Consider the following 14,135-nt stretch of genomic DNA (forward strand, 5'->3'; position numbering starts at 1 on the left):
TTTTTATTATTTTGCAAGCTAAGCTCAGGTTTTTCTAGTTTATTGGTTGAAATTATTTTTTGTGAATTATTTGCTTGCTTGTTATCATTTGTTTTATTAGTTTTTAAATTTTTATCATTGTCATTTTCTTTGAACTTATTAACTACCCCCCCTTTATTTATATTAATATTTGTCTTATTTTTCTGATGATCTAAATTATTAATAGGTTTTAAATTTTCAATTTGATTTTCTGGTTTTTTACTTTCTTTTTTAGTAAGCAACACAGAAGTTGTTACTGCTGAAACAATTAAAGCAACTGAAATCAAATTTATTATTACTAATTTAATTATTTTTTTATTTTTCACGATGTAGGACCTTTTATTCTTAAAAAATCAATAAAATAAAATATTGTTTTAGATATAAATATATATAAAATTATACATTTTTAAGTTAACCATTATACTGAGAAAAAAGAAAAAAAGAAAAAAATTATTATTAGCAAATTTTATGAAAAATTTTTCCACAAATTATTCTTTTTTTTTTTTTTTTATAATGAAATTAAGGATATTTTTATCCTTAAAAAATAAAAAGAAAGGAGCAAAATGAAAAAAGAATTATGATGAAAAACAAGAACAATTTACCAAGTTTATGTACGTTCATTTGCAGACTCTAATGATGATGGCAATGGTGATTTACCTGGTTTAATTTCAAAATTAGACTATTTAAATTCACTAGGAATTGGAGCAATTTGAATGAATCCAATTGCTAAATCTCCAATGATTGATAATGGTTATGATGTAAGTGATTACAAAGATATTGATCCTATGTTTGGAACAATGCAAGATTTTAAAAAATTGATTGAAAAAGCACATCATTATGATATTAAAATTATTTGAGATTTCCCTTTAAATCATTGTTCTAATAAACATCCATGATTTCAAAAAGCACTAAAAAATGATCCAAAATATTTAAAATACTTTTATTTTACAGATAAATATAATTTAAATCGAAAATCTTTATTTGGTGGAGAGTTTTGAACAAAGGCTCAAAATGGACTCTACTATGCACATGTTTTTTCAAAAGAACAGCCATGTTTAAATTGACATAATCCAAATGTTGTTAATGAGTTTATTGACATAATGAAGTTTTGATTAGATCAAGGAGTTGATGGATTTAGGTTTGATGCTTTTGATGAAATAGGAAAACCATTGGATCTTTTTACTCGGAATGATATGTACAATCATGATACTAATTTTGTAATTGAAAAGTTTAAACAAATTCGTCAAAGTCTTTGAAAGGATAGTGATGAAATTATGATTGTTTCAGAATCTGGAGCAATGGATGCTAAAGAGACAAATAAAAATACAACACTGGCAAATAAAGTTTATAGTTTAATTATTAATTTTGAACATGTTCATAGTGAATTTGATATTTTAGTTGGAAATCGAATTTGAAAAGGTTTTGACTTTGTTAAATTTAAAAAAATAATTGAAAAATGACAAACAATTGTTAAAGATGGGTGAAACACTCTTTATTTTAACAATCATGATCAAGCAAGAAGTGCTTCGCGCTTTGTTTATGAACAAACTAATTTTTTTGATCAAAAAGCAAAAGCATTGGCACTAACAATGTTTGCACTTAAAGGCACTCCTTTTATTTATCAAGGTGAAGAAATTGGAATGGATAATTCTCCACATACTCAAAATTTAGATTTAATTAATGATATTATGGATCATAAAACATACATTCAAGAAGTTATTGAAAATAAAAGTATCACTCATGATGAATATATGAAAGTAACTTCATTGTATTCTAGGGATAATGCAAGAACTCCTATGCCATGAGATGAAAATGGTGGATTTAATAAATCAATGATAACTTGACTTCCATATAATCCTAGTTATAAATCAATTAATGTAAAGTCTCAGATAAATGATTCACATTCTGTTTTATCATGATACAAAAAATTAATTAAATTAAGAAAAAACCCAAAAGTAAAAAATGCTATTTTATGAGGGGATTTTGAATTAATTCTTAAAAAAGACAAAAATATTTTTGCATATAAAAGAAATTACAAAAAGCAAAAATTGCTTATTTTAGTTAATTGAAGTCAAAAAATTCAAAAACATTCTTTAAATTTAAATAAATATAAAGTTTTTTTAAACAATTATCAACAGTATCAAAATGATATTTTGCTTCCTTGACAAGCAATTATTTTAAAGAAGAATCAAAATGTATAGTAAAAAATGATTTTTTATAATGGTTCTGCCAGCGGTAATTATTTTTAGCATTGTTTTAGTTATTCCAATTATTTTAGGAATTTTACTTTCATTTACTGATTGAATTAGTGGACAATTAATTTTTGAAGGAAAATGAATTGGTTTTAATAACTATCAAATAGCACTAAAAGATTCAAGATTTATAGGTTCAATTTGATACACTTTTGTTTTTTCAATTACTTGTTTAATTTTAGTTAATTTATTTGGTTTTAGTTTTGCCTATATTCTTAACAAAAAAATTAAGGGAAAAAACTTTTTCAGAGGAGTGTTTTTTATTCCTAATATGATTGGTGGATTAATTTTAGGATATCTTTGAAGATTAATGTTTGATAAAGTTTTAGATTCTATATTTGGACATTCATTAAGATTTGGTAATCGTTGAGAAGCAATGCTTGCCATGGCAATTGTTTTTACATGACAAATGGCAGGATATGTTATGGTGGTATATATTGCAGCATTGCAAAATATTAATAAAAGTGTGCAAGAAGCTGCAAAAATTGAAGGAGCAGGATTAGTTAAAAGTTTTTTTAATGTAACATTACCATCAATTATGCCAGCAATAACTATTGTATTATTTTTAATTATTAGTCGATCATTTCAAATGTTTGATCAAAATTTAGCACTTACTAATGGAGATAACAATACTAGCTTGATTGCTTTTGATATTTATTCAGCTGCATATAATAGTTCATATGGTCAAACACTTGGAATTGCTCAAGCTAAAAGTTTTATTTTTGTAATTGTTGTTTCTGCAATTGCAATTAGTCAAGTTTATATAACTAAAAAATTTGAGGTTCAAATTTAAAATGAAAAATATGTTTTCTTTGTTATCATTTAATTTTGCAAGAAAAAAGGCTTTAAAAATAAGCTTAATTTTATTTTTGGTAATTGCTAGTTTTGTGTGACTTTTGCCATATTTATTAATGACTAATACTTCTTTTAAAAATCAAGGTGATTTAATCATTAAAAATATTTTTGCACTTCCAAATCCAATTCGTGGAGAAAATTACCAAAATGCAATTCATGCACTTAAATTAAGTGAATCATTTTTTGTAAGTTTATTTGTAACAATTTTTTCTAATGTTTTTATTATTTTCTTCTCATCATTGACTGCATGACAACTTGCACGAGCAAAAACATTAATTTCAAAAATAATTTTTTATTTATTTTTGATTACAATTATTGTGCCTTTTCAAGCAATTATGTTACCTTTGATTACTATTATGGGAAAAATGAAATTTTTAAATTTATTTGGACTTGTGTTTATGTATACTGGTTTTGGAATGTCAATTTCAATTTTTATGATGCATGGATTTTTAAGCAATATTCCACTTTCACTTGAAGAAGTTGCCAAAGTTGAAGGATACAATCCATTTAGAGTTTATTTTAAAATTATTATTCCTTTATTAAAACCAATTATTTCAACAATTGTTATTATTAATACAATTTGAATTTGAAATGACTTTTTATTGCCATTTTTAGTTTATTTATCAAATTCACATAGTCCTACAACTACCATTATTAGATTAAAAGAAGGTTTAGTTGGAACATATGGAACAGATTTTACTGCTATTATGGCAGGATTAACTATTTTAATTGTTCCAATTATTATTTTCTTTTTAGTGATGCAAAAAAATATTATTTCAGGAATTACAAATGGATCAATTAAATAAATTATACAAACAAACTAAATTACCAAGTTTTTTGTTTGAAAAGAAAAATGAATTACTCCACAAACAAGTTTTAAATGATAAAGATAATATTCTAGAATTAGTTAATGTTAATAAAATTTATCAAAATGGTTTTCAAGCTATTTTCAAAACAAATTTAAAAGTTAAAAAAAGTGAATTTTTAACATTACTTGGACCTAGTGGATGTGGAAAATCAACAACATTAAGAATTATTGCAGGTCTTGATCAAGCAAATCAAGGAGATATTTATATTAATGGTTTAAATGTAACTCATTCAGAGCCGGCAATGAGAAATTTAACTATGGTGTTTCAAAATTATGCGCTTTTTCCACACCTAAATGTTTATAAAAATATTGCATTTGGACTTAATGCTAATAAAAAGAAAATTGGTAATACTACAAAAATTTGAAAAGAAATAAATTTTTTAAAAAATAAAATTTCTGAAACAAATTGAAATATTAAAAATATAAATTACTTACAAATTCATAAAAATAAATTAGTTAGAAATGAACAAAAATTAATTAAATTTAAAAATCAAAAAAATAAACTTATTATTGATATTAGTAATAAAAATTCATTACGAATTAAAAATAAAATTCAAAAATTAACTGAAAAAATTACCTTTTTAGAAGGAATAATTAATTTTGAAAAAGCAAACATTTTAAAATTTGAAACAATTAAAAGTCAATTACCAAATTTTAAAGAAAATATCAAAATTCTTAAAGATGAACTTTTTAAATTAAAAAAACAAATGAAAGTATTAGCTTCAAAAGAAGATAAAAATATAATAGTTAATGAACGAGTTAATTATGCAGCTAAAGTATTAGGTCTTGAAAATTATCTTAATTCTAAACCTTCTGAATTATCTGGAGGACAGCGTCAAAGGGTTGCACTTGGAAGATCAATTGTAAACAATCCAGTTTTGTTTTTAATGGATGAACCTCTTTCAAATTTAGATGCTCAACTTAGAGCGACTATGAGAATTGAAATTAGAAAATTACATGAAAAAATAAATTCAGGAACAATTTATGTTACTCATGATCAAATTGAAGCAATGACAATGTCAGATAAATTAGCAGTTATGTCTGATGGTTTTATTTTACAAATAGGATCTCCTAAAGAAGTTTATAAAAATCCTTCATGTTTATTCGTAGCAGGATTTGTGGGAACTCCTGCAATGAATTTTCTTGAGGGGATTTATGTTAATAATCAATTTATTTCCAAAAATGGAATTAAAATTAATTTACCAGTTTCAAAAACAGAAAATATTCAAAACAATCAAACTATCACTATTGGAATTAGGCCAACTGATTTTTCACTTGATGATAATATTTTTAAATCATACAAAACAAAACTAAAAGTAAAAATTATCAATAAAGAACTTTTAGGTAATGAAATTCAGTATCAAGCATTAATTGAAAATACCAATGACAAATTTACTTTTATTACCTCTTCATATGAAGATTTTAGCATAAATGATGAAATTGAATTATTCATAATTTTATCAAGAGTTCATATATTTGATACTCAATCTACTGTTTCTCTTACATCAGATTTAAATTTAGAAACTATTCAAGCACTTGAAAATTGACTTGACTCTGAAGAAAAAATTAAAGTAAGAAAACAAATTCTAGAAAATTTTAAGAAACATAAACATAATTCTAGTGTTTTAAAAACAATTTGAAACTTTATTAAAAATAAAAAAATGAAAAGAGAAAAAAATGAAAAAATTTAAAAAGAAATTATTATTTCTATCTTCTGTTTTAACTACAAGTTCAATTTTAACTGTTGCAGGAGCATGTTCAAATAGTTCAACAAATAAAACTGAACTATTAAATAGTATGAAAAATGATCAAACAGTTGAAGCACTAAAAACTAAATTTGATGGATATTCAACTGATGCAATGGAAATTATTGGATCAAAAGCTGAAATTAATGATCAATCAGGAGACTTAATTCAAGCTTTTAATGAATATTTTGGAACAAAACTAAGTTTTACTCAATATGGCAATGGAACTAATCCAGGAGAAATTCTAACCCAAAAATTTGCAAGTAGTGGTGGTGTTGGAAATGTTTTACTCTTTGCAATTGAACCTAAATCTGAATTTGAAAAACATGACAAATATACTATTAATTCAGATGCTAAAATTGTTTTAGAAATTGATAAAAATATTCCAGGTACAATTGAAGTTGGAAATAAAAAATTTATGCCTCAAGTGTATGAATATTATGGAGTTGTTTACAACAAAGATTTATTTAATGAAAAAGATGTAGTAGTTTATGAAGGAAAAAGTTTTGCTCAAGTTAAAGCAAGCAATTCAAATTTTAATTTAATTAAAAATAACAATTACAATGGAACAATTGAATCTGAAGGAAAACTTTATGTTTTCACTAATGATTTAAAAGAAGAAGGATACATTAAAGTTGTTGAATTTTTAAAATCCAAGGGAGTAACCAGTCCTTTTTATTCATTAGCAAAAGCTCAAAAACAATACTTATGACCAATTTCAACACATTTAATTGCTGGGGCTATTTCAACTATTAGTCAACCAAAAGAAAATGAATGAAATCAAGCTGATAAAGTAATTACTCCTGAAATGATTAATACAGTAAAAAACGCTCTTAAGATTATGGGTTATCAAGAAGGGGATGATCAAGCAAAACAAAATAATGTGGATTCAGGACTTGCAAGTTTAGCAGTAAATCAAACTGCTATGATTCAAGGTGGTACATTTAGCGAACCAGATGTTAAAAGAACAAATAAAAATATTAAGTTAGGATTATTTCCATTACCTATTTTTAATAAAATTGATCAAACTGCAATGGTTTATCGTGGTGCTGCTCAAAAATGAGCAATAACTACTTTGGCTAAAGATGAAGCAAAATTAAAAACTGCTAAAATGTTTTTGCAATTTCTATACAAAACAAAATCAGGATACAATTATTTATCTAAAGTATTTAAATTTATCAGTCCATATAATGCTCCTGAAGGTATTTTAAACTCAGTAGATCAAAATTCTCTTTTGACTTCAGCTGCTAACTATGAAGGTGATACAAATGTAGGCAATTGAGTTCATCAAAATTTTCCAGATGGATTTAATACTGACAATGATATTTTAGCTCAAGTGTCAAATAAAGGTTATGCAGCAGAAAATGCATATGAAAAAATTAAAGATACTTATGAAGATCTTTACAAAAAACATCTTGAAAATAATAAAAAAAGAAATTTATAAGAATAAGATATTTTAGACAAAAATAAATTAATTACAAATATTTAAATACTTGTAAAAATCAAAAATAAAATGAACACTATAAAATATAAATATAGTGCTCATTTTTTTATATTTAATAATAACAAATTCAAAATTTTAGCTAGAATTTGTTACATTGATAAATTAAAATAAAAGCTTTATACTTTTTGAATTTTATTTTTAATTAAATAGTTTAATCCAAATAAAGCGCTATCATCTGCAAAAGGATCCTTTTTTATTTTTAAATTTTTTAAATGATAAGGATCAACAAATTTTTTTAATTTATTTATAGCTTTTTCAACTATTCATCAATTATTAATTGCAACACTTCCTCCTATTGCAATTAAATTTGGATTTACAAATGCAAGTGAAATGGCCATTGTTCTTGCCAAAGTATCAATTGCTTGATTAACTATCTGTGTGCAATCTTTATTTTGTTTGTAGTTTTTTAATATTTCAGCTGAATTGTAGTTTAAATTTTTAGCTTTGGCTCTTAATTGCATTCCAGTTCCTGATACAAAATGTTCAGCTGCATAAGAATTTAAGTGCAATTTTGAAGTGTAATATTTTGAACTAGGTAAATGGGCAATTTCTTGGGCAAAACCTGAAGAACCTGTAAAAATTTCATTTTTAATAATCAATCCAGCACCAAAACCAGTTGAAATAGTAAAAAACTGAGTTACTCCTTGAGAATTATTATTAAAATAAAAGTGATTTGCAAGGGCCATAACATTTGCATCATTTTCAAAAACAATTTCTTTTAAGTTTGTTTTTGAAAGCAAATGTTTTTTAATATTAATATTGTGTCATCCTTTTAAATTTGGAGAATTTTTAATAATTCCATTTGCATAATCTGCAGGCCCTGGAATGCACATAGCTAGAGCATCAATTTTATATTCATTAATTAAATTGACAATTTTATCTAATGTTATTTGATAATTTTCTTGATCAGTTTTAAATCGAATTTTTTGAATAATTTGATTATTTTCAAATAATGCAAAACGAGTATTTGTTCCACCAATATCAATTGAAGCTAAATTATATTTTTTCATTTTTTTTAACCTTTTTCTTTTATTAAATTTTAATTAATTTTTTTAAAAAATTAAATTTAATTATTAATTTAATAATTAAAAAAATAAACTTAAAATTGAACTTATTGATACTGAAAAAACTTTTACATAAATTTTTCATTTCATTTTATTTATTAGTTATTTAAAAATCTCTTAAATATAAAGATTAAATATAAAAAGATCTATTAAGTTAAGAATATTTAAAAAATATTAGATTCAAATTACACATAAAAAAACTTACAATTTGTAAGTTTTTTTATGTTTATTAATTATTTTTATTATTAGTTTCATTTTGTTTTTTAATTGCTTCTGAAAGCAATTCAGTGAATAAATTATGAGGCATTAATGGTCTTGCATGAAATTCAGGGTGATATTGCACACCAATATAAAATCTTTTGGTTGGATCTTCACAACTTTCAATTAAATTTGTTTTATCTGATTTAGCAGCAAAAATAAAAGAATCATCTTCAAGAGATTTAATAAATTTATCTTGAATTTCATATCGATGTCTATGTCTTTCATAAATTGTATTTTTTTTGTAAATTTTAGATATTTTTGATTTGGGTTTTAGATGAATTTTATTAGCTCCAAGTCTTAGTGTTCCACCTATTTGATCTTGTTCTTTTTTTCCAGCAATAAAGTCAAGAATATAAACTTCTTCAAGATCATTTGTAGCAAATTCTTTTGAAGTTGCTTTTTTCATTCCTTTTCTTCTTGCTTGTTCAATTGACATTGCTTGCATTCCAAGACAAATTCCTAATGTTGGAATATCATTATCACGACCATATTTAGCTGCTAAAATTTTTCCTTCAAATCCTCTAGCTCCAAATCCAGGCAAGATAACAATTGCATCAGATCCATGAAGATTTTTGTTAATATTTTGTTTGGTTAATATTTCAGAATTAATTCAATCTAATTTAATTTTGTAATTTAAATAAATTGAAGATATTTTTAGAGCTTCAATAATTGATTTATAAGCATCTTGGAAATGTGAATATTTTCCAATCATTTTAATTGAAATTTCTCCAATGGATGGTTTTTCACTTTTTAAAACAAATTTTTTTCATGCTTTAAGGGTAGTATTTTGGTTAATAGGCATGTTAAAATATTGCAAAATTATTTTGTCAGCATTTTTATTTTCAAGCAATAAAGGAGTTTGATAAACATTATCTAAATCATAAACTGAAATAATGTTTTGCACATCTAAAAATGATAGTTTAGAAATTTTTTGAATAATTGGTTGATTAATTTCTATATCTGATCTAAGCAAAATCATATTAGCTTTAATTCCCATTAGTCTCAAACTGTTAATTGAATACTGAGAAGGTTTAGTTTTAAATTCTTTGGTAGTTTTTAAAAAAGGTACATAACTAACATGAATAAAAAAACATTTTTTTTCATCTTGTTGGTTAGCAAATTCAGAAATGGCATAAATAAATGGATTTGACTCAATATCACCTACTGTCCCTCCAATTTCAACAATAATAAAATCAGAATTGTATTTGGTTTCAAGATTTTTAATTACTGAATTTATTTCATTAGTTACATGAGGTACATATTGAACTGTTTTACCTTGATAAAATCCTTTGCGTTCTTTTTCAAAAATGCTATTAAAAATCTTTCCACTGGTAAAATTTGAATCTTTAAAAAAGTTTTCATTGATAAATCTTTCATAGTGCCCTAAATCAAGATCAGTTTCACCCCCATCCTCTGTAACAAAAACTTCTCCATGTTCATATGGTGACATAACTCCTGGGTCAATGTTTAAATATGGATCAAGTTTTAACACAAAAACACTATATCCTCTTGATTTTAATAATAAACCAAGAGAAGCAGCAGAAACACCTTTTCCTAAACCAGAAATAACCCCACCTGTGATAAAAATAAATTTCGACATAAAAAACCTCCATAAATTTAAATTTAATTACTTTTACTTAATTTTAAAAACTAATAAAATATAATTTTACCATTTTTATTTTTTAAAAATGCAAAATTATTATCAAATACAATTAAATTATTATCATTTTAAAAACATATATAATAAATGAAAATTTTAAAAATAAATTTAAAAAAGAGGGAAAATGAAAATTGATAAAAGAATAAAAAAGGTTCTATACACTCAAAAACAAATTGAAACAAAAATTAAAGAATTAGCTGATTGGGTTAATAATACTTATCAAAATACAACAGATTTAGTTATTGTGGGATTACTTAAAGGAAGTGTTCCTTTTCTTGCACAACTAATTAAAGATGTTCAAGTTGATCATATTTTAGATTTTATGGTTTTATCCTCATATTATGGGGAAACTGATTCATCTGGTTCAGTTAAAGTAGTTATGGATTTAGCTTATGACATAAAAAATAAAGATGTTTTAATAGTTGAAGATATAGTTGATTCAGGAATTACTATTTCGAAAGTATTTGATTTACTTCAGCACAAACATCCCAAGTCATTAAAAGTATTGACTTTACTTGATAAAGTAGAAGGTAGAAAAAATCAATTTCACCCTGATAAATCTGGTTTTATCACTCCAAATGAATTTTTAGTTGGTTTTGGTCTTGATGTTAAAGAAAAATTAAGAAACATTCCATACATTGGAATATTTGATAAAAAATATTTAGATGAACTTTAGTAACAAAATTTTTATTTATTTTCATCTGAGATTCTTTTTTATTTTCAAAAAGCAAATATTTTGTTAAATATAAAATAAAAATTTTGAAAAAACATATTTTTCTAAAAAATAAAATAGTATATAATGTTGAAGAATAGTGTTCTTAAGCATTATTGTATTTTATTAAAAATAAAATAACTAAAATATTTTTTTAAAAAACATAATACAAAAAACAATTTTTAAAGCTAAAAAAGGATATATTAAATGCCAAATAAATTGTTTTTTTTTTTTTTTTTTTTTTTTTTTTTTTTTTTAGAGAACCTATTTTTAAAAAATTAAGATTTATTAAAAAAATTTTAAGGAAAATTAATTATGCCTGATACAAAGAAAGATAGCAATGTTAAAAGAAAAAAAGCTCTTCCAGTGATGATTGCTGGTGGAGTTTTGGCAACTGGTGTTGGACTTACTATCACCAATGCTCTTTTGCATGAAACAGAAAGAAAAGATGAAAATCTTATACCTAAATTAGGAATTTACAAAGATTTTAAAAATAATGGAAAAATGATTATTCCTTTAGATCCAAAACTTGCTGGAAGAAAAGCTCAAGCAATTTTTGAAAATGAAAAAGGTGATAAGTTTTTCATTGAAGCAACAATTGATGAAAAAGGTGTTGCTACTTTTGATCATTCATTATTACCTGAAGGGTCTGAATATGTTTTAAAAAAACTTCAAGACCCAGTGAGTGAGACTAATTTAGTTGATGTTGATTCAATTCCTGTAAAAGCTAGAACCATTGACAAAACTTTTAATTATGATGATAAAGGAAATTTAGAGTTTGTTCGTAATTTAGGACCTTCAAATGCAAACAAAGAAATTGAAGTTACAATTAAAAATTCAAAAGGTAAAGAAAAGATAGTTAAAGTTAAAGCAGATGAAAATGGAATTGTACGTGTCAAACCAACTGATGATCCAGAATTTGCTTTAAAACCAAATGATAGCTATGCAGCTGTTTCATTTAAAACACCAACTGGTGAAGAACTTGATAAAGATAAACCTTCATCTGCAATGTTTCCAATTCCAAACAAACCAATTCTTACATATGATAAAGATAAGAAAAATAATTTAAATAAATATCAACTTTCTAAAGAAACACCACATGATCCAGATTCTAAATTACTTGTTAATTATAAAGACAAAAATAATGAAATTCAGACAATTGAAATTCCAATTAAAGCTGATGGAACTTTAGATGAAGAAGTAGTAGCAACTATTCCTCATGATGCAATTATTGATTATGATAAATTTAAAATTAAAAATCCTCAAAGTAATACTGAAATTCCATTAAGCTTTATTCCAAGAGATAATTATCAGCAATCAACTCAAAACATTAATAAAACACCTTATATTCATGTAGGAAAAGAAAATAAAAATAAAGTTATTGAATTTACTTATAAAGCAGATGGTCCTGATGGTAAACCAAGAATAATTACTGTTATTAAAAAAGCAGATGAAAATGGAAATGTTGAACTACCTACCATTGATTATATTAAAGCAGCTGATGGTGAAGGTTATAACTGAGATTTAGTGTCAGTAAAAAATAGTGATGATCCAAAAAATAGTGTTTATAATCCCGCTGATATTGATAAAATTTCAAATCATGATTTAAGACATACTGTTGAACAAGGAAAAGATATCCAACATATTCCAGTTGTAAGTGATCCAAATAATCCAATTGATCCAAACGCTGAGTATGAAATAACATACACTGATGATAATGGAAAAGAACATACAGTTAAAGCAAAACCAGAAAAAGATCCAAATAGTTTTGGTGATTATATTTTTAATGTTCCTGTTCCAAATGAAAATGGACCAGTTACTTTAGAGAAAATTGAAAAGATAAATCCTGAAGGAACAAGATCTGAAATTGATCAATTTAATCAAAAAGATAAATTTGAAATTGAAAATTCAACAAATGGATTTCCAAAATTAACATGAAATCAAGATCCATATGACAAAAGTGTAACAATTAAATCTAAATTGGGATCTGAAAATGCCAACAAGGAAGTTATTTTAATTGGAAAAGATTCTAAAGGAAATGAAATTAAAATTCCTGGAATGACTGATAAAAATGGTGAATTTACAGCCACAATTCCTGGTGATAACATAATAGGAAAAGTTATTGAAGCTCAAAAAATATTGGATGCTGAAGACTTGGAAAAAGTTATTAAAGATTTTGCAAATACCCCTAAAAAAGATAAGACAATTAATTTATTAAGATCAGATAATGCCAATGGAGAAATTACTAGAGTTTTTGATATTGATCCTATTCCAGCGGATTCAAATGACCCTAATTCTCAACCTAAACCAAACCCATCTTCTGCTAAAATTGTTACAAAAGAAGGAACAATTAAATATATTCCACTTCAACCTAATATAAATGATCCAAGTAAACAAGAACTTCCTGCAGATGCACTTAGAGATGGAGATAGAATTGAATCAATTGTTTCTGAAAATGATCATGAAAATACATTGGTTAAAAACAAAGATATTCCAATTGAAGATCGTTATGAATATCCAACCCCAGAGATTCATAAAGAAATTTCAGATAATGATGATGAAAGTAAAACCATTATTACAAAAATACCAAAGACTGCAAAAGAAGGTGAAAAAGTTCTTGTTGAGCTTGAGAAAATTAATTCATTAACAGGCGAATCAGAAATTATTCAAGTTCCAGCAATAGTTAGTACAGATGAAAAAGGAAACAAACAAATTGCACTTGATGATAATAATTTACCAAAATTATCAGAAGATGATCAATTAATACTTAATGGAATTTATGAAGATGAAATTGATTCAAATAGCAATAATGATGATCATAAAAAAGGTAATAGTATTTTTGATATTAATAATGTTGATGATGAAGATAAAAATGAAAAACTTAAAATAGTACCAATTCATATTAATAAGATTGGAATTGAAAGTTCTGAAATAACCAATCATACAAGATTTGATCAACGTCAGTTAACTATCACTCTTGAAGATACTAAAAACCTTATTAATTATCAAACTAATAAACCAAAAATTGTATTAGCAAATATTAAAAATAACACTAAGGTAGTTTATAACAAAGATAGTGATAAAACAAAATATGAAATCAATGGTAATGTTAAAAAACTTATTCTTGATATTGAAGATCTTGAATTAAATAATACATATTACATTGAGAGTATTGAATTTGATTTAAACACTTTTG

General features: G+C 24.6%; 10 protein-coding genes. 7 read left to right on the top strand and 3 right to left on the bottom strand.

Translation table 4 applies throughout. The annotated features are described in order from the left end of the window. A partial coding sequence (locus U744_RS04305; RefSeq protein ID WP_036432024.1) for a hypothetical protein occupies positions 1–344 on the bottom strand: 344 nt, incomplete at its 3' end. Between the two features lie 237 nt (positions 345–581). On the opposite strand from U744_RS04305, the gene U744_RS0103380 reads away from it, so the two are divergent. The 5 genes from U744_RS0103380 to U744_RS0103400 are packed head-to-tail and all read left to right on the top strand — an operon-like array spanning position 582 to position 7,182. Beyond that, the gene (locus U744_RS0103380; protein WP_025755664.1) at positions 582–2,219 is read left to right on the top strand and encodes an alpha-amylase family glycosyl hydrolase; all 1,638 of its coding nucleotides are present in this window, start codon (positions 582–584) and stop codon (positions 2,217–2,219) included. 19 nt (positions 2,220–2,238) lie between these two features. Continuing rightward, positions 2,239–3,063 (top strand): carbohydrate ABC transporter permease, encoded by an 825-nt coding sequence (locus tag U744_RS0103385; protein ID WP_245578676.1) that lies wholly within the window; start codon positions 2,239–2,241, stop codon positions 3,061–3,063. A gap of 1 nt (position 3,064) precedes the next feature. Continuing rightward, entirely contained in the window at positions 3,065–3,931 is an 867-nt protein-coding gene (locus U744_RS0103390; RefSeq protein ID WP_051449505.1) for a carbohydrate ABC transporter permease, read from the top strand. Continuing rightward, positions 3,915–5,684 (top strand): ABC transporter ATP-binding protein, encoded by a 1,770-nt coding sequence (locus tag U744_RS04870; protein WP_025755667.1) that lies wholly within the window; start codon positions 3,915–3,917, stop codon positions 5,682–5,684. Before U744_RS0103390 ends, U744_RS04870 begins: the two co-directional genes overlap by 17 nt. Beyond that, positions 5,671–7,182, top strand: coding sequence for a hypothetical protein (locus U744_RS0103400; protein WP_025755668.1), 1,512 nt, complete (start codon positions 5,671–5,673; stop codon positions 7,180–7,182). The genes U744_RS04870 and U744_RS0103400 overlap by 14 nt, the downstream gene beginning before the upstream one ends. 176 nt (positions 7,183–7,358) lie before the next feature. Here U744_RS0103400 and U744_RS0103405 read toward each other — a convergent pair whose 3' ends face one another. Further along, positions 7,359–8,252: an ROK family protein gene (locus U744_RS0103405; protein ID WP_025755669.1), complete on the bottom strand. Its 894-nt coding sequence runs from the start codon at positions 8,250–8,252 to the stop codon at positions 7,359–7,361. Positions 8,253–8,535: 283 nt separating this feature from the next. Beyond that, positions 8,536–10,167 carry a CTP synthase gene (locus tag U744_RS0103415; protein ID WP_025755670.1) on the bottom strand — a complete coding sequence of 544 codons (1,632 nt, stop codon included), beginning with the start codon at positions 10,165–10,167 and terminating at the stop codon, positions 8,536–8,538. A gap of 184 nt (positions 10,168–10,351) precedes the next feature. Here U744_RS0103415 and hpt point away from each other — a divergent pair, with 184 nt between their 5' ends. Together hpt and U744_RS04310 are read left to right on the top strand one after the other, a co-directional pair. After that, entirely contained in the window at positions 10,352–10,903 is a 552-nt protein-coding gene (gene hpt, locus U744_RS0103420) for a hypoxanthine phosphoribosyltransferase (RefSeq protein WP_025755671.1), read from the top strand. 351 nt (positions 10,904–11,254) lie between these two features. Further along, positions 11,255–14,135 (top strand): DUF1410 domain-containing protein (locus U744_RS04310; RefSeq protein WP_036432029.1); only part of this gene is annotated, 2,881 nt, incomplete at its 3' end.

It is taken from the genome of Mycoplasmopsis cricetuli ATCC 35279 (genome assembly GCF_000526955.1).
Taxonomy (GTDB): Bacteria; Bacillota_I; Bacilli_A; order Mycoplasmatales; family Metamycoplasmataceae; genus Mycoplasmopsis; species Mycoplasmopsis cricetuli.